This is a genomic window from Dyadobacter sp. SRI_021, from assembly GCF_057586235.1.
Genome location: NZ_JBYCZM010000002.1, coordinates 227,545 through 246,242 on the forward strand (window position 1 = coordinate 227,545; position 18,698 = coordinate 246,242).

Sequence of the window (18,698 nt, forward strand, 5' to 3'; positions counted from 1 at the left end):
CCTACCGCCCCAGAGCGGCTGGCTGAGAAGCGATTTGCCTGTTTCTGTTCGGAGGATTTACACCCAATAGTTTTTGTACAAAAAAGTCTCTCTTTTTGCGGCGTCCGTATGGACCGCCGTCGCTGTGGCCCATGCCGGGAATTACGAGCAGGTCAAATTCCTTGTTGGCTTTGATCAACGCGTCGGCTACGCGATAGGTGCTTTCGGGCGGCACGTTGGTATCCACTTCACCGACGATCAGCAGCAAATCGCCCTGCAATTTGGCTGCATTGGTCACATTCGACTGCTCGTTGTAATGCTTGCCTACCGGATAACCCATCCATTGCTCGTTCCACCATTGCTTATCGACGCGGTTGTCGTGGCAGCCGCATGCCGAAACGGCCGCGTCGTAAAAGCCCGGGTGGAAGAGCAATGCGCCCAGCGCGTTTTGCCCGCCGGCGGAGGTCCCGTACACGCCCACGCGGGTCGAGTCCGCCTGGGGATATTTTTCGGCCAGGGCTTTCATCCAAGCAATGCGGTCGGGGAAGCCGGCATCAGCCAGGTTTTTCCAGCACACGTCGTGGAACGCCTTGGAGCGGTTGTAGGTGCCCATACCGTCCATTTGCACCACGATGAAGCCCAGCTCGGCCATGCTTTGCATTTCACCATAATGGCGGAATGCCTTGGGAACAAATGAGTCTTGCGGGCCGGCGTAAATGTTTTCGATAATCGGATATTTCTTCTTCGGATCGAAGTGGCTCGGGCGGTACACGATGCCCCAGATGTCGGTTTTGCCGTCGCGGCCTTTGGCTTTGAAGATCTCCGGAAGTTTGAAGCCTAGTGCGAGATATTGCGAAATGTCGGCCGTTTCAAGCTTCATCACGAGTGACGCGTCAGCGGTTTTGCGGAGTTCCGAAACGGGCGCGGTGGTCATGGTCGAATAGGTGTCAACGTAGTAAGTCCGGTCGGGCGAAAACGTGAGTTGGTGCGTGGCTTTTGCGTGGTCGGTTAGCTTCATAAGGCCGGTACCATCGAACTTAATGCGGTAGTAATGAATGTGATAAGGATCTTCGTTGACATTCATGCCGCTGGCTCTGAACCATACTTCGCGCTTCTGTGTATCGACGCTATCGATGTCGCGCACGACCCATTCGCCCTTGGTAACCTGGTTTTTGATTTCGCCGGTATGTTCGTCGACGAGGTAAATGTGCCGCCAGCCGTCTTTTTCCGAAACCCAGATGATTTCATGATTTTCAGGCAGGTAATGCGTGTAAATCATATTCTGGTAAATAAAAGTCTCGGTCTTTTCGTCGATGATGTGCTTCGTGGTGCCACTGGTCGCGTCGACTTCGATCACCCGGAAACGCTGGTGGCCGCGGTCGACTTTTTCGTACGTAAAATGCGTCGCGTCGCCCTTGCGCCAGCGTATCACGGGCGCATTGAAAAAGTCGATCACTTCCGACTGTACCTTCACGCATTTGCCGCTTTGCACATCAATCACGCGCATTTCGTAGCTCGTAAACTCGTCGCCGGGCTGCGCGTAACCCCGCGTTTTTACTTCGCCGCGGGTGGTGTTGGGCAGGGAGGAGAATATAATGCTCACCTGCCGTTCGTCACGATGGTCGATCCGGTAGCAAACCAGGTACCGGCCGTCGGGCGACCAGCTGAGTTCACCGTAGGGCTTCAGCGGATTTCCGTCGTAGGTCAGTTGCTTGCCATTCTTGTCTTCCTTTTTACTCAAATAAATATTGCCGTTGCGGACAAACGCCGTCGTTTGCCTGTCGGGAGAGACACTATCAGCCCGGAAACGCGCCCAGCGGCTAAGCTGCCTTGTCCAGCCGATATCCTTGGGTTTCGGTAACTCCGGTTTGGCGATTCTCTGTGCCGTGGCGGTTTCGGTGTCGTAAGCAAACCATTTCCCCTTGCTTTGCAGGATAATACTATGTTTTTCGGGCTCGAAATGAATGTCGCTGATCCACAGCTTAGTGGCCGAGAACGTGGAATCGCCGGCTTTGGAAAGCGCCGCGGCTACTTTGGCATGGTCGAAGGCGGGTGCCCTCTTGTTTTCTCCCGGTTTTACGACCAGATATTCCGTCAAACTATCCTTTAATACATTTCTATACCAGAACGACTGACCGTCGGCAAGCCAGTTGGGCTGTACCTGCGCTTTCAGCACGCTGCCTTTCGTGAGCGAATCCATCAGGGCCATCCTTTTATAGGACGCTGAAAGTTCGGCAGGATTGGGCTGGTACGCCGGCAGTGATTTCTGTGCCATCAATGGCGCTGCCAGGCATAGTGCACTGATGGTGTGTATGTAAAATCTCTTGTAAAGGCTTGGGTTAGGGGTTTTCATAGCTGCTCGAATGAATATAAAGGCAATACAATTCTTGTCGGCTGCCAGGCAGCCGATTGGTCTATCAGACCGACAAACGATGTGTCGGAGGGTGCTTTTTGAAAATTATCTATTTGTAAAATTAGCAGGTCGGAAAACCAAAAACTTGATGTGAATTAGCGGCTTTTTTACCGATATTAACTTATTTACTCCCGAAATTCCGCAAATCTGTGAATTTGGGTGATTTTATTTGGCTAATCCTTCAAAACGACGAATAATGGCTTGTTAGGTGCCGGGCGGGTGATTTGGCCGGGAGTGCGCACGCCGTTAATATTGTGGAGTTAAAAAAGAGCTATGAATACCGCACTGATATTGGAAACACTGGGCTGGCTGGGCGTGGTCGCCTATGTACTGGCGTACCTGCTGCTCACGATCGGCGTCCTGAAACCGAACGGCTACCCGTTTCACATCCTGAATATGACCGGCGCCGCGACCCTCATCGTGTATTCCCTCGAATACGGCGATAAGCCGAACGTCGCCGTCAATGTGATCTGGCTGATGATCGGGATAGGGGCCGTAGTCCGCCGGCTCGCGGGGCGATCATCCCGCAACGTCTGACAGTTCCTTCAAATGCAGGATGGATAATGCCTGCTGCCGGTATTTACTCAGGCGCTGCTCGTATTCTTCCTTATCAGACACCAGGCTGAGGTAGAAATAGGCGCCGTCTATGAGCACGAAGATATTGTCCGCCACCGTTTCGACATCCTCCACATCCAGCACACCATCCAGGCGGCATTGCTCAATGTGCCCGATCAGCATCGCCCGGAGCGAATCCAACAGCTTTTTATAAAGGTCCCGCACCTTCGCGTCGTGAAAGGCCATGGCATAGCAGCCGTAGAACAGGCCGTCGTCGAAGAGCGCATTCCATTTTTTAGAGAAAATATTGCCGATGATTTCGAGCAGGGCTTTCCGCGAATCCTTCGAATGGGCGGCGCTTACCTTATAGATGAGTTTGTATTTGTCGAGAATATAATCGACCAGCCCGTACACGAGGTCTTCACGCGTCTGGAAGTAATGGATAATGAGGCTGGGGTTAATCTCCATCTTCGCCGCGATTTTGGCGATGGACGTATTTTCCAGGCCGTTCTTCTTGGCCAGGCTGTAAAACACTTTAATGATTTCCTTTTTACGGGCTTCTTTGAGGCTTTTTCTTCCCATTGGCGGTTCGGGGTGTAACGTATCGGCAATATACGGCTTTTTACGGAAACCGGAAGTTTGTTATTCGTTTAAAAATTAATTGAACATTCATTCAATTTATGATCACAATCAGATAACTATTTTTTAATATTGACGTAACTTTTGATCAGGACATTTGCATTCCAAAAATGCCCCAAAAGTGGCCAACCTTTAACTTTTACTTATGATGAAAAGTGTACCCAGACCTTACTACGCAAGGCTGCTGCGAAGCCTGCGAATGGTTACGATTTTTGCGCTCGGCGTCATCGCACCAGCGCTCGCACAGACGACCCTCAATGCCGGCGGCAAAGGGAAAATCACCGGAAGCGTTACCGACGGCAAGGACCTCCTGCCGGGTGTGAATGTGGTGATCAAAGGCTCCCAGAGAGGGACCATCACCGATCAGAACGGCCAGTATTACCTCGAAGGCGTGTCGGGGAGTGACATTCTCGTGTTTTCCTACATTGGGTATAAAACACAGGAAGAGCTCGTGAAAGGCCGCAGCGAGATTTTTGTAACGTTGCAAGCCGATCACGGCAATCTCGAAGAAGTGGTCGTGATCGGCTACGGTGTCGAGAAAAAGGTGAATATCACCGGTGCTGTGGACCAGATTTCCGGTAAGCAGTTCGAAGCCAGGCCGGTAGCCAATGTGATGCAGGGCTTGCAAGGAGTGAGTCCGGGCCTGAACATTACTTACCAGAGCGGTACGCCTGGAACCGTACCGAACTTCAACATCCGGGGTTTTACATCGATTAATGGCGGAGAGCCGTTGTTCGTGATCGACGGTATTGCGGCTGCGAACAGCACAGACCTCCTTCGCCTGAACCCTTCCGATATTGCGAGCTTTTCGGTATTGCGCGATGCGGCCTCGGCAGCGATTTACGGTGCCCGGGCGGCATTCGGTGTGGTGCTGATCACCACCAAGCAGGGTGGGAGAGGCAAGCAGTCCATTACCTATAATAACTTCTTTTCCTGGGGCCAGCCGACGGTGCTTCCTAAGCCAGTCACCGACCCATATATCTTTTCGCGGGTGCTCGAAACGTCTACCGACAACACGCCCTGGGACTACGTCAACTATTCCGACGAATATTACGCCTGGGCTAAAGAGCGCTCGGATAATCCGTCCACACCCGACACACGTATAGACCCATCCGATCCGACCAAATGGGCCTATATGGGCAGCAACAACTGGTACGATTACTTTTTTACCAAAAGGAGCTTTTCCCAGAACCACAGCGTCGGGTTTACCGGCAGCGCCAAGACGGCCAGCGAACGCACCGTAGGTTATTACATTTCGGCGGATTATAACCACGAGGGCGGCTTAAACAAGCTTACGGACGACTATTGGAGACGCTACTCTTCCCGCGCCCGTTTGGATTTCGCTCCTCTCAAATGGCTGAAACTGGATAATAACCTATCGGTTTACCGCACAGAACGCGCGGTGCCGACGGCCAACATCAACGACATCTATACGTTGCAACCAACACAGGTGGCCGTGAACCCCGACGGAACCTGGGCGAACACCGGCGCAGGACGCCTGGCCGCCAGACTGACCGACGGAGGCAACAAGAAGCAGGATATGTTCGGCTTCCAGAACATTTTCCGTGGCATCGCCACCGCCCTGAGCGGCGACCTGGTGATAACCGGTTCGGCGAGCTTCAAACGGGAGCAGTGGAATACCAAGCAGGATCAGCGCAATTACCGCATTGGTTTTGGTCCGAACGACATTCGTACCGAAGGCGGGACCGGCGGAGTGTATGAGACCAATGCTACCCTGGCCAATAATGTGATGGATTTGTTTGCCAATTATACCAAAACGCTGGGCGTTCACCGGATCAACCTGCTCGCGGGTTATAACCAGGAGAGTTACAGCTATACCACCACCAAAGCACAGAAAGTAGGCCTGATTTCCCCTTCATTGCCCTACATCAGCCTTACCAGCGGAACTGCCCAGGCATTCGGTGCGGATACGAGCTACGCCACCCGCAGCTTCTTCGGTCGGATCAACTATACGCTGCGCGACCGCTACATTATTGAAGCGAACGGGCGCTATGACGGCTCGTCGCGCTTCCCGGCAAGCAACCGCTGGGGATTCTTTCCATCCGTATCGGCGGCGTGGATCGCCAGCTCCGAATCGTTCGTGAAGGACGCATTGCCTCTTTTTCCTACACTTAAATTCCGTGCTTCGTATGGCGACCTGGGTAACCAGAACGTGGGCTATTACAGCTTCCGCCAGGCGTTGCCGGCAGGGCTGTCCAATTACCTGATCGGTGGTAACAAGCAAACCGTGATTACCAGCTCGCCGATCCTGCGCGTAGACCCGTCCAACTATACCTGGGAGCGTGTATCGACGTTGAACTTCGGAGCTGATCTTGGGGTGTTGAGAGACCGTTTGACATTCGGCATCGACTATTACATCCGCGATACCAAGGGGATGCTCACCGACGGGGAGGAACTTCCGGGCGTGCTCGGTACGAAGGTGCCAGCCCAAAACGTGGCCGATTTGCGTACAAAAGGCCTCGAATTGACCTTGAACTATAACGATACCTACCAGGTCAGCGGCAAAACACTTTCCCTCAGCGCCAAATTGATCTTGTCCGACTCGCGTTCACAGATTACCCGTTTCAAAAACGACCAGGAGCTGTTTTCAAAATTCCGTAAAGGACAGAATCTGGGCGAGATCTGGGGGCTTACCAATGATGGCCTTTTCCAGAATACCGACGAAATCGCGAAACTTGATGAAAGCGATATCGTTCCCTGGGGAGCATTGTCCGTGGTGCCGGGATGGCCGAAATATAAGGACCTCGACGGCGATGGCCGCATTACGCAAGGATTGACCAAAAAGGACCCGAAAGATCTTTCGGTGATCGGAAATACGACCCCGCGTTACCGCATTGGTTTCAACCTGAACGCCGACTGGAACGGTTTCGACTTTTCGGCCGTACTGCAAGGCGTGCTGAAAGGCGATTACTATCCGCGGCATTACCTCTACTGGGGCCCTTACCAGCAGCCTTATGCCAACGTTTATCCCTGGAACCTCGATTACTACCGAGGCCAGGCGGATTCGGACCAGCAACGCGCCAAGCATTCGAAGTCCTACATTGCGGCAGGACTTGCCGATGCGAACACCAATGCCAATTTCCCTATGCTGCAATCGTGGCTCGCGGATAACAACTACGGCTCGGGCCTCGATATAGCGCAGACGAAATACCTGTTGAGCGCGGCTTACCTTCGGATCAAGAACATCACGATCGGCTATTCGCTGCCTACTTCGTTGCTGCAAAAGCACAATATCAGCCGGGTGCGCATCTTCGCAAGCGGGGAAAACCTTTTTGAATTCTCGCAACTCAAAAAGTATTTCGATCCGGAGGTAATCAGTAACAGCAGCACTTTCAATACTTCGAACGGCTTTTCGTATCCGTTCCAGCGGAAGTTTGCATTTGGTGTCAATGTCGAGTTTTGATTTTAATCCATCAGCCTGAAATGAAAAAGCATATATTATTACTGGCGTTGTTGACCGGTGCGAGCGCCTGCAACGACGATTTCCTCGAAAAACTGCCGCAGACCTCCATTTCGCCGGAGGTGTTCTTTGCCAACGAAGGCGATCTCGCATTGTACGTCAATGGCCTGCTGAGCATGCCAGACATGTATGGCATTTATCTCAACGACCAGAGCACCGACAATGCTGCCACGACCGGCGCAGTGGAGATGAAGGTGATCATGACGGGCTCTCCAAGCTCGCAAACCATCACCGGCGGCTGGGACTGGGGCCGTTTGCGGAATATCAATTATTTCCTGGACAATTATAACAAGGCCATTGCTACGCCCGACGTGAAAGCGCATTATGCCGGAATTGCCCGCTATTATCGTGCGCAGTTCTATCTGGAAAAGGTAGGTCGGTACTCGGATGTTCCCTGGTTTTCGAAAACGGTGAACCCCGGTGACGAGGAACTTTACAAAACGCAGGACCCGCGTGCGGTTGTCATGGACAGTGTGATGGCCGACCTTGCTTTCGCAGCGGCGAATGTAAGGGAGTCGGTGACTGCCGGAACGCCGGGCAAATGGGCGGTGATGGCGCAGTATGCCCGCACAGCATTGTATGAAGGTACGTATCGGAAATACCACCCCGAGTTGAGCCTCCAGGCCACCGCCAACAAATTCCTGGAAACGGCAGCTGCGATTTCGGCCGAGATTATGGCGTCGAACAAGTTTGCGATTTACAGCACCGGCAAGCCGAATGCGGATTATGCGGCGCTGTTCAATAGCCAGGATCTGAGCTCAAACAAGGAAGTGATCCTGGCGAATGCGTTCGATCAAACGAAGGAGCGCAGCCAGAATATCAACAGTACCGTTTTCGGCGACTATGAACAGGCCCCGTCGCGTGACCTCGTGCAGACCTACCTGATGAAAGACGGGACCCGTTTCACCGACGTGCAGGGTTACCAGCAGTTTGGATTTGTGAAGGAGTTTCAGAACCGCGATCCACGTCTCGCGCAGACGCTCGTGTACCCGGGCTGGGTACGCGCAGCTGAAACGGCCCCTTACATCTTACGCCTGAACAAGAACTTTACCGGTTATCACCAGTTGAAAGGCTATATCAATTCCACCGATAATGTAATTCTGAACAGTGTGGATGTGCCGGTGTACCGCTATGCCGAGGTACTTTTGATCTATGCCGAGGCGAAAGCGGAATTGGGAACACTTACCCAGGATGATCTTGATAAATCGGTGAACCTGATTCGTGCCCGTGTAGGAATGCCCGATTTGAAACTGGCAGCCGCCAACGGTAGTCCGGACCCGGTGATGGCGCAGAAATACCCGAACGTAACCGGCGCCAACCGCGGTGTTATTTTTGAGATCCGTCGTGAAAGAAGGGTAGAGTTTGCATTCGAAAACCAGCGTTTCGACGACATCATGCGTTGGCAGGCGGGCAAGTTGCTGACTGCAATTCCCGAAGGAGCATATTTCCCGGGTTTGGGTAAATACGACCTGACAGGCGACGGCGTGGAGGATATTATCCTGATCGACAAGTCGAAAACAATCCCCGACGAAAAGGAAAAAGAAAAGAACAGCCTCGGGGTGGCGCTGATCTATTACCGCGCGGGAGCTATCGGCGAGGACGTGACCGTATATCTCAAAAACGGCAATGCCGGCGGCACGATGGTGACCGAAACGGCTGTCCGTAAATTCGAAGACCCGAAATACTATTACCGGCCTGTTCCTCAGAAGGAAATGTTACTGAATCCCAAGTTGAAGCAGGTTTTTGGTTGGAATTAATTTAAAATCAATACAATGAACAGACGTTCCTGGATCCGTAACACCGGATTGCTCACGGCTGCTTCGGTCACTGGCCCGGCTACCCATGCCGGGCTTGTTGCCGATATGCCGGTACTGAAAATCGCTCACATTACCGACGTGCACATCCGAGCGGGCGACGACGCGCCCAACCGTTTCAAAAAGTGCCTCGCCGATGTTTTGAAGCACAAACCCGATTTCTTTCTCAATGGCGGCGACTCCATTCATGCCGCAGATTACAAAGATGTTGCCCGTGAAACCATGCTGGGTTATTGGAAGCTTTGGGACGAATGCATGGCCACACTGAAAGGCTACGAAATCCACAGCTGCATCGGTAACCACGATCCCTGGTGGGCGGCGCCTTCCAAAGAGGATGAAATGTATGGCAAAAACTATGTGGTGAAGCGGCTCAAAACGCCGGGCCGTTATTACAGTTTTACCCAAATGAACTGGCATTTCGTGATCCTCGACGGCAACAACGAGCATGTGTCGCTGGACGACGAGCAATATCAATGGCTGGAAGCCGACCTTGCCAAACTGGCGCCGGGCACATTTGTGCTCCTGATGTCGCATTACCCGATTCTGGGCGCTACGCCTATGCTCGCGGGCGGGGGAGGGCATTCGGATTACAAGAAGCTGAAAAATCTGTTTTATAAACACCGCGATAAGGTGCGCATTTGCCTCAGCGGGCACCAGCATTTGCAGGACCATACCGAGTACAATGGCGTTCAGTATTGCTGCAACGGCGCCATGAGCGGGTTCTGGTGGGAAAAAGGCGATGTGGAATCCGCCGGACCCAACTATTATCAGGAAACGCCGCCAGGATATGCGATGCTCGAATTGTTTGCGGATGGGAAGGTGACAAATACCTATTATCCACATAATTACTAGTTGATAGTCAGGTGTGGTCAGGTGTAGTCAAGTGTTGTTTTTACCAATAGTAAATGCCGTCAGGCATGTAACAACAACGCGCTGTTGTCACATGCCTGACGGCATTTTCGAAATACACCATTCGAATCGATTGCTGCCAACATTACATCGCTACGCGATTCCGGCGGCTATTTTGAGTCAGTACATTATCCTGCCCATTGCGCTCGATAATTCCGAACAATTTTTTTGACCAACCCTGACTATACCTGACTACACTTGACAATACCTGACAGAAAACCACACCTGACCACACCTGTCAAAAAACCAACCCCGCTTCTTTTTGCACAAACAATCTCAATTTTGACCTAATTTGCAGCCCGACTTACTATACCTGACTATACTTGACAATACCTGACAGAAAACCACACCTGCCTACACTTGACCACACCTGACCACCACCTGACCCTATCCGACCTGATGCTCATGCCTTACCGTTTCTACGCCACGCTGTTCTGTGCACTACTACTGCTACACCGTTCCAATGCTCAAACGGTTTCCGTGGCTGACGCAGGCGTTCATCCCGATACTTACGAAAACGTCACTGCCCGCATTCAGCAGGTCATCGACGAGGTAATCCGCACCGGGAAAACGACCCTGACGTTTCCGAAAGGCCGGTACGATTTCTGGCCCGACGGCGCTCTCCGCGAGAAGTATTTTATTTCCAACACCTCCACCGAAAAAGAGGACTCACTCAAAATCCGGACGATCGGGATGCTTTTTCGCAATGCAAAGAACCTGACAATCGACGGCAATGGGGCGCTGTTTGTCTTTCACGGAAAGATGACGACGATCGTGCTGGAACATTGCGAAAACGTAAAGCTGCAAAACATCCACGTCGATTTTGAAAGGCCGACGATGTCCGAAATGCGATACGTGAAAACGTCAGATGACGGGGTAGTGCTGGATATCCAGCGTGACGCCCGTTATGCGATCCGTGACGGCAGGCTTGAATGGTTTGGAGAAGGATGGAAAACGACGCATTTCCATGCCGTGGAGTTTGATACTACCCTGAAAACCATGCGTTACAGCGATTGGAAGCCTTATGCCAACGCACAAGCTACGGAAATCGCTCCGGGCCGGGTCCATTTCAAAACCACTGTAACGCCCAAACCGGGCAACATTCTCACCGTCCGCGACATCATCCGCGACCAGGTGGGGATGCACATCCGCGAGTGTAAAAACGTAACACTTGAAGATGTGGGTATGCATTACATGCACGGCTTGGGCATTGTGAGCCAGTATTCCGAAAACGTGACCATGCGCCGCGTTACCTGCGCGCCACGGCCCGAAACAGGCCGCATTGTCGCTTCATCCGCCGATTTTATGCATTTTTCGGGGTGTCGCGGTAAAGTTACTATCGAAGATTGCCGCTTCTCCGGTGCGCATGACGACCCGATCAACGTGCACGGGACCAATCTGCGCATTATCGGTCGGCCAGATGCAAATTCGCTCAAAGTGAGGTTTATGCATGGGCAGAGCTACGGTTTCAATGCGTTCTTTCCCACAGATACGGTGGCTTTCGTGCATTCGGCTTCCATGGAGCGGTTTGCAAATGGGATTGTCAAAGCGGTTAGCCGTTTGAACGACCGCGAAATTCTGCTAACCTTCGAAAAACCTGTTCCGGCGGCACTGGAAGACCACGATTGTGTCGAAAATATGACCTGGACACCGGAAGTACTCATTCGGGGCAACTATTTTACCCGCACCAACACCCGTGGCGTGCTGCTTACGACGCCGCGCAAGGCTGTGATCGAAAACAATACCTTTTTTCGTACCGGCATGAGCGCCGTGCTGATCGAGGCGGACGCGGAGGGCTGGTACGAATCGGGCCCGGTGCGGGATGTTACCATTCGCAACAATGAGTTTATAGACTGCGCCTACCAGGGAGGGCCGGGTAATGCGGTAATTGCCATTAACCCTTCCAACAAAGTTGCCGATGTCAAAAAGCCGGTTCATTTCAACATCCGGATTGAGGGTAATACTTTTCATACATTTGATTATCCCGTGCTGTTCGCCAAAAGTACCCGCGGGTTGGTTTTCGGCAACAACCGGATCGTCCGCACGGTGGAGCTCAATCCGCAGTCTGATAACCATAATATGTTCTGGTTCAATGGTTGTTCCGATGTGGAGGTCTCGGGTTTAAAACTGGAAGGAGAGGTGCTGGGCAGGAATATCAAGCTGGAAAACATGCCGAAAAGCAACATAAAGGTTGCCGGCTCGCCCAAGCTGACGATTGAATAGTGGTCGGCGATTGTCGGAAAGCCCATTTTTAAATTCAAAAACGGCATCTAATTTTACCATTATTTGCCAAAACCCCAGTGATGAAAACACTTCTCGGACTACTCATCTGTTCTGTTACCGCATTCAGCCCGCTGCAAGCGCAACCTGATCCCAAACCCCAACCCGCACCATTGTCGCTCTGGTACGACCAGCCTGCCAAAGAATGGATGACCCAGGCATTGCCGATCGGTAATGGCTACGTGGGCGCCATGTTTTTTGGAGGAACGGACGAGGAGCGCATCCAGTTTTCAGAAGGCAGCTTGTGGGCAGGTGGTAAGGGAGCCAATGCAGCGTATAATTTTGGTTTAAAAAAAGAGGCTTATAAACATTTACCGCAGGTACGCGAGTTGCTCGCCGCAGGGAAAATGAAAGAGGCCCATGCACTGGCCAACAAGGAGCTGACGGGCGTTATTCATGAAAAAAAGGAGAATACGCCGTCTTCCGATTTTGGTGCGCAGCAAACGGTAGGCGACCTGTTCATTAAGTTACCTGCCAAAGGCGCGGTGCAGCATTACCGCCGCGAGCTGAATATCTCCGATGCATTGGGTAAGGTGAGCTATGACGCAGGCGGTACCCATTTTGAAAGGACTTATTTCGGCAACTATCCCTCGAAGGCGATGGTGTACAAGTTCACCTCTTCAACGCCTGAAACCTATTCCATCCGTTTTGAAACACCTCATGCCAAAGATTATGAGCAGTTTGTTAAAAACCACTATACCTTCGGCGGGCATTTGAAAGACAACCACCAGGAGTTCGAAACCGTTTACCGTATCGATACCGATGGCAAAACGGCTTTCAGCAATGGCGTGCTGACCGTAACAGGTGCCAAATCCATTGTCCTGGTACACACCGTGGCTACGGATTATGTGATGAAATTCCCTGATTACAAGGGGAATGACTACAAGAAGGTCAATGCCGCGACTATGGCCAGGGCCGCCGGTAAAAACTACGCCGCATTACTCGCCGAGCAGCAAAAGGATTACCACGGCCTGTTCGACCGCGTATCATTGACGCTGGGCAATGCCACCGCACCGGCACTTCCTACCGACCAGCGCCAGAAGGCCTATTCGGCCGGCCAGCCCGATACCGGCCTGGAAGAGCTGTACTTTCAATACGGCCGCTATCTGATGATCTCATCGACCCGCCCGGGTACCATGCCCATGAGCTTACAGGGCAAATGGAATGACAGTACCAACCCGCCCTGGGCGAATGATTACCATACGAATATCAACGTACAAATGCTTTACTGGCCCGCCGAGGCGACCAACCTTTCGGAATGCCATTTGCCGCTGATGGATTTCACACAGTCGATCGTGGAGCCGGGACGGTTGGCAGCGAAGGAGTTTTTCAATGCCAAAGGATGGATCGTCAATACAATGTTGAATGCCTACGGTTATACTTCGCCGGGCTGGGATTTCCCGTGGGGCTTCTTCCCCGGCGGCGCGGCATGGCTTTGCCAGCATTTGTGGGAGCATTATGCATTTACGAATGACAAGATATTCCTGAAAAATACGGCCTATCCGGTCATGAAAGAGGCTTCGGAGTTCTGGATGGATTATTTGAGCAGCGACGGTAAAGGTCACCTTGTGTCCTCACCATCGTATTCGCCCGAACATGGCGGAATTTCTACCGGCGCTACCATGGACCACGAAATGGCCTGGGACGTACTGAACAACACCGCCGAAGCGGCAGCCTTGCTGGGCATCGACGCCGATTTCGCGCAAAAGGCCCGCGCTACCCGCGACAAGATATTGCCTTTGCAGATCGGCCGCTGGAAACAGTTGCAGGAATGGCGCGAGGATGTCGACGACTCCACCAGCCACCATCGTCACGTTTCGCACCTCTATGCCCTGCACCCCGGCAAGCAGATCTCCATTACCCAAACGCCGGCCGAAGCCGAAGCCGCACGGGTGAGCCTCAATGCCCGCGGCGACGATGGTACAGGCTGGTCGCTGGCCTGGAAAGTGAACTTTTGGGCGCGCTTGCAAGACGGTAACCGTGCGCACAAGCTGTTCAAAAGCGTACTCCGGCCCGTAGCCGACCAGGGGACCAATATGGCCGACGGCGGCGGTTCCTATGCCAACCTGCTTTGCGCCCACCCGCCATTCCAGCTCGACGGTAACATGGGTTCTACCGCTGGCGTAGCCGAAATGCTCCTCCAATCGCAAACCGGCGTGATCGAACTCCTCCCCGCATTACCCGACGAATGGACTACGGGGTCTGTCAAAGGTCTGAAAGCACGCGGAAATGTAACAGTCGACGAAGTTTGGGAGAATGGTAAATTAAAATCCGTAACGCTGCTTTCGCCCAATGCGCAGAAACGTGTTTTGAAATATGGGAATAAGACGATCAATGCAGAGCTCGCCGCAGGAAAGGTGAAGACGTGGAATGCAGGCGATTTTAAATAATGTAGCAATCAAATGCCGGGCAAAAATCGCGTAGCGATGCAATATCGGTAGCCTCGCTGCATTAAAGGACAAAAGGAAATGCCGTGAGGCATGTAACAACAATGCTCAGCTGTTACATGCCTCACGGCATTTTTACAATCCGGGGGGCGGCCATTTTCTACCAATATTACCTGCCTGACGGCATTCACTTACGGACGATCGTGACAACACTTCCCACACCCGACCATTCCTGACTATCCCTGACTCTTCCTGACCATTCCTGACTAGACCTGACTACGTCGAACATTCCCACCCCGCCAGAACCGGTAAATCCCACGCCAACCTCCCTTTTCAATACATATTCACGAACTGAACAACCATGGACATCGACCACGACGCTATTCCGCCCGACGTGCCTGACGAAGACCGCCGCTTTTTTCTGAAACAATCCATGTTGTTCGCGGGCCTTTCCATGGCGCCGGCGGACTTTCTTTACGCGGCAGTGACACCCGACGACGGGCCGGTGGGTAATGCAGTGAAGGTGAAGGTATCACTCACCGTCAACGGAAAACGCAGGCGCATCACCATCGATCCGCGTATGACATTGCTCGATTTGCTCCGCGAAAATCTGAGGCTCACCGGTACCAAAAAAGGCTGTGATTTCGGACAATGCGGGGCTTGTACCGTGCATGTCGACGGGCGGAGGACATTATCCTGCCTGACATTCGCGGTAATGCAGCATGGCTCGAAAGTCACAACTATTGAAGGGCTCTCGGACGGGGAGAAATTGCACCCATTGCAGGAGGCGTTTATCAAACACGACGGCTTCCAATGCGGGTATTGTACGCCGGGGCAGGTGATGTCGGGCGTAGCGTGTATACGCGAGGGGCATGCACGCTCGGCCGCGGAGGTGCGGGAGTACATGAGCGGCAACCTGTGCCGCTGCGGGGCCTACCCGAATATCGTGGACGCCATTCTCGAGGTGAAAAAGGACGGGGCGAAAGTATGAAGCCATTCCAATACCTCCGCCCCAAAACCGTTGCGGAAGCCATCAGTATGGCGGCCGATTACCCCGAAGCGCAGTACATCGCCGGTGGTACCAACCTGGTCGAGCTCATGAAACGCGGCATTGCGTCGCCGTCGAAGCTGATTGATATCAACCATCTTCCATTGAAGAAAATAGAACACCGCTACGATCGCCTCCGCATCGGCGCATTGGCCCTGAATAGCGATGTGGCAAAACATAAAAGTGTACTGAGCCGCCAGCCGTTGCTCGCGCAGGCATTGCTGGCGGGAGCGTCGGGACAGCTGCGCAATATGGCGACGGTGGGCGGTAACTTATTGCAGCGTACGCGTTGCAGCTATTTTTACGATCTGGCATTGCCTTGCAACAAGCGTGAACCAGGCTCGGGCTGTGGCGCCGAAGCGGGCGTTAACCGCACACATGCTATCTTTTTTGCAGGAAACGGGTTTGGAGGAAATGAAAAATCTTTGTGCATTGCCGTGCATCCCAGTGATATGTGCGTGGCACTCGCTGCCCTGGACACCGAGGTGGTGATCGACGGCGCAAGCGGCGAACGAAGGGTACCGCTAAAGGATTTTCACCGGCTTTCCACGCTGCAACCGGAATTGGATACCACCCTGCAACCCGGTGAACTGGTGACAGCCATCGAGGTGGCGGACAATGCATTTGCCCAACATAGCCATTACCTGAAAATACGCGACCGCGCGTCCTATGCTTTTGCATTGGTGTCGGTGGCGGCTGCCTTGCAAATGGATGGCGGACGTATTTGGGACGCCCGGATGGCCCTCGGCGGCGTAGCGCACAAGCCATGGCGGTACTGGGCTATCGACCTTATGCTGCGAGGGCAGGTGCCTTCGGAAAAGCTTTTCAGGGAAGTTGCCGAGCATGAAATGCAAAGTGCAAAAGCCACCGCTCAGAATGCATTTAAAATTAAACTAACCTCCAACGCGATCGTAGCGGCTTTGAAGGCTGCAACGGGCATTTCCTGATCGGGCTATGAACAGACAATCGTTGGATAATCTGTCGGACACCTCGCTCAGCCGCGTCGACGGCGCAGCAAAAGTGACGGGTACAGCCACTTATTCGGCAGAATATGCAATTCCGGAACTTGTACATGCGGTGTTGGTGACGAGTACTATTGCCAAAGGCAGCATTACGGCCATCGATTCACGCGAGGCGGAAGCGGTGCCGGGTGTGCTTATGGTACTCAGCCATCTCAATGCTATGACAATACCAGGCTGGTCCCCTAAAAAGCAATCGCCGGAGCGCGTGCCGCCGGGTACAGCATTCCGCGTGTTTTACGATTCCCTGATCTATTTCGACGGGCAGCCCGTGGCGATGGTGGTCGCGGCTACGCGCGAACAGGCGATGCACGCGGCTTCGCTTGTGCAGGTGACGTACCAGCAGGAGGTCCATCAAACGCATTTTGAAAAGAATATCGCGCACTCCGGGATCCCGCTGAATGTGCAGCGATCCAAAAACTCGCCTTTCGGGGACTATGAACGTGGCGATGCAGCGGATTTGCGTAATGCCGACGTCCGGATCGAAGCCGAATACACCATTCCTACCCAGCACCACCAGCCGCTCGAACCGCATGCGATTATCGCGGTATGGGAGGCCGATGACAAGCTCACGGTTTATGACAAAAACCAGGGCGTGAAATCCGCACAGGGGCAACTCGCGCAGGCATTCAAGCTGCCGAGGGAGAATGTACAGGTGGTGGCTACCTACATTGGCGGGGCTTTCGGGTCGGGTATTCGGGTGTGGCCGCACACAATGGCGGCGGTAATGGCCGCGAAACAATTAAAACGGCCTGTAAAACTGGTATTGGGACGGGAACAGATGTTTACATCGGTGGGTTACAGGCCTTATACCAAACAGAAAATCAGTATCGGCGCCGGGAAAGATGGCCGTCTGGCAGGTATTGTACACGAGGGGACGGGGCAGACATCGATGTACGAAGAGCATTTGGAGCGCACAGTCCTCGCGTCGCGTGCGCTGTATGCGTGCCCGCATGTGGCTACGCGCTACCGCCTGCTTCCGCTCGACGTGAATACACCCACGTGGATGCGCGGACCCGGCGATGCCACGGGGATGTTTGCATTGGAATCGGCGATGGATGAGCTGGCTTATGCATTAAAAACAGATCCGCTGGAATTCCGGCTTAAAAACTATGCCGAATCCGATCCTGAACGACACCTGCCATGGTCGGCGAAGTCGCTCAGGGAATGTTATGAGCTGGGTGCAGAGAAAATAGGCTGGAAAAACCGGCTACCAGAGCCAAGGTCGGTGAAACGCAACGGTATGCTGCTCGGTTACGGTATGGCATCGAGCCTGTATGGCTTTCACCGCCATCCTGCCAAGGCCCGGGCCGTGATGCAGGCCGACGGTTCGGTGATCGTGCAAAGCGCGACGATGGATATCGGCCCGGGTACCGGCACGGCTATGACGCGCATCGCTGCGAAGGTTTTAGGAGTAAATGCTAAAAAGGTACGTTTCGACCTGGGCCATTCAGCCCTGCCTGACGCTCCGGGGCAGAATGGCTCGTCCACGATTCCCAGTGTAGGCTCGGCGGTGCATGTCGCTTGTGAGGCGTTGAAAAGCAAATTGATCGCTTTGGCGGGGGAGATGCCAGGGGGGCTTAAGTCAGGAGGTCAGCTGGTGGTCAGGAATGGTCGGATATTCGGTTCTGCGGATGATAAAGAGGGTGTGAGTTATGCCGATATTTTAAAACACCATCATTTGAACGAACTGGAAGTGATGGAGGAATCGAAATCGGGCGCGGAGCGCGACCAGTATTCGATGTATTCCTTTGGATGTCATTTTGTAGAGGTGGAGGTGAACCCGCTCACGGGCGAGGTGCGCGTTACGCGCGTGGTCACGTGTGCGGACGTGGGCGCGATCATCAACTACAAAACCGCCCGGAGCCAGTCGATCGGCGGCGTTGTAGGCGGTATAGGTATGGCGCTGATGGAGCATTCGGAGATGGACCACCGCTTCGGCCGGTATGTGACCACCGATTTTGCGAGCTACCATATCCCCGTTCATGCCGATGTGCCGCCTATCGAAGTATATTACATCGACAAACCGGATATGCAGGCCAATCCCATTGGTTCGAAAGGCCTTGGAGAGATTGCTATTGTGGGAGTTGCCGGGGCTATTGCGAATGCGGTTTTCCATGCCACCGGTAAGCGCATACGGGAGCTGCCTATTACGCCGGACAAGCTGATCTGAG

Annotated in this window: 12 protein-coding genes; 9 read left to right on the forward strand and 3 right to left on the reverse strand. The window is 53.3% G+C overall.

Annotation, left to right across the window (positions count from 1 at the left end):
- Nucleotide 1 precedes the first annotated feature (1 nt).
- Entirely contained in the window at nucleotides 2–2,332 is a 2,331-nt protein-coding gene (locus tag AC2YIT_RS06255) for a S9 family peptidase (RefSeq protein ID WP_487278617.1), read from the reverse strand.
- A 333-nt stretch (nucleotides 2,333–2,665) separates the two neighbouring features.
- On the opposite strand from AC2YIT_RS06255, the gene AC2YIT_RS06260 reads away from it, so the two are divergent.
- Nucleotides 2,666–2,929 carry a CBU_0592 family membrane protein gene (locus AC2YIT_RS06260; RefSeq protein WP_487278618.1) on the forward strand — a complete coding sequence of 88 codons (264 nt, stop codon included), beginning with the start codon at nucleotides 2,666–2,668 and terminating at the stop codon, nucleotides 2,927–2,929.
- Here AC2YIT_RS06260 and AC2YIT_RS06265 read toward each other — a convergent pair.
- Complete coding sequence (locus AC2YIT_RS06265; protein WP_430847492.1) at nucleotides 2,912–3,529, reverse strand: TetR family transcriptional regulator; 618 nt, start codon at nucleotides 3,527–3,529, stop codon at nucleotides 2,912–2,914. The genes AC2YIT_RS06260 and AC2YIT_RS06265 overlap by 18 nt on opposite strands.
- A 202-nt stretch (nucleotides 3,530–3,731) precedes the next feature.
- Here AC2YIT_RS06265 and AC2YIT_RS06270 point away from each other — a divergent pair, with 202 nt between their 5' ends.
- From AC2YIT_RS06270 to AC2YIT_RS06290, 5 genes are all read left to right on the forward strand, one after another.
- Entirely contained in the window at nucleotides 3,732–7,010 is a 3,279-nt protein-coding gene (locus AC2YIT_RS06270) for a SusC/RagA family TonB-linked outer membrane protein (RefSeq protein ID WP_487278619.1), read from the forward strand.
- A gap of 20 nt (nucleotides 7,011–7,030) precedes the next feature.
- Entirely contained in the window at nucleotides 7,031–8,824 is a 1,794-nt protein-coding gene (locus AC2YIT_RS06275) for a RagB/SusD family nutrient uptake outer membrane protein (protein WP_487278620.1), read from the forward strand.
- Between the two features lie 15 nt (nucleotides 8,825–8,839).
- Nucleotides 8,840–9,733 (forward strand): metallophosphoesterase family protein, encoded by an 894-nt coding sequence (locus AC2YIT_RS06280; RefSeq protein ID WP_487278621.1) that lies wholly within the window; start codon nucleotides 8,840–8,842, stop codon nucleotides 9,731–9,733.
- A 417-nt stretch (nucleotides 9,734–10,150) separates the two neighbouring features.
- The gene (locus tag AC2YIT_RS06285) at nucleotides 10,151–12,013 is read left to right on the forward strand and encodes a right-handed parallel beta-helix repeat-containing protein (protein ID WP_487278622.1); all 1,863 of its coding nucleotides are present in this window, start codon (nucleotides 10,151–10,153) and stop codon (nucleotides 12,011–12,013) included.
- An 80-nt stretch (nucleotides 12,014–12,093) separates the two neighbouring features.
- Entirely contained in the window at nucleotides 12,094–14,460 is a 2,367-nt protein-coding gene (locus AC2YIT_RS06290) for a glycoside hydrolase family 95 protein (RefSeq protein ID WP_487278623.1), read from the forward strand.
- A gap of 184 nt (nucleotides 14,461–14,644) precedes the next feature.
- Here AC2YIT_RS06290 and AC2YIT_RS06295 read toward each other — a convergent pair whose 3' ends face one another.
- The gene (locus tag AC2YIT_RS06295; protein WP_487278624.1) at nucleotides 14,645–14,794 is read right to left on the reverse strand and encodes a hypothetical protein; all 150 of its coding nucleotides are present in this window, start codon (nucleotides 14,792–14,794) and stop codon (nucleotides 14,645–14,647) included.
- Nucleotides 14,795–14,818: 24 nt separating this feature from the next.
- Between AC2YIT_RS06295 and AC2YIT_RS06300 the strand changes: the two genes are divergently transcribed.
- Genes AC2YIT_RS06300 through AC2YIT_RS06310 form a run of 3 tightly spaced genes read left to right on the forward strand, consistent with a single transcriptional unit; the run spans nucleotide 14,819 to nucleotide 18,697 of the window.
- Nucleotides 14,819–15,448: a (2Fe-2S)-binding protein gene (locus tag AC2YIT_RS06300; RefSeq protein WP_487278625.1), complete on the forward strand. Its 630-nt coding sequence runs from the start codon at nucleotides 14,819–14,821 to the stop codon at nucleotides 15,446–15,448.
- The gene (locus AC2YIT_RS06305) at nucleotides 15,445–16,452 is read left to right on the forward strand and encodes an FAD binding domain-containing protein (RefSeq protein WP_487278626.1); all 1,008 of its coding nucleotides are present in this window, start codon (nucleotides 15,445–15,447) and stop codon (nucleotides 16,450–16,452) included. The genes AC2YIT_RS06300 and AC2YIT_RS06305 overlap by 4 nt, the downstream gene beginning before the upstream one ends.
- A 7-nt stretch (nucleotides 16,453–16,459) precedes the next feature.
- The gene (locus tag AC2YIT_RS06310; protein WP_487278627.1) at nucleotides 16,460–18,697 is read left to right on the forward strand and encodes a xanthine dehydrogenase family protein molybdopterin-binding subunit; all 2,238 of its coding nucleotides are present in this window, start codon (nucleotides 16,460–16,462) and stop codon (nucleotides 18,695–18,697) included.
- The last annotated feature ends 1 nt before the right edge of the window (nucleotide 18,698 follow it).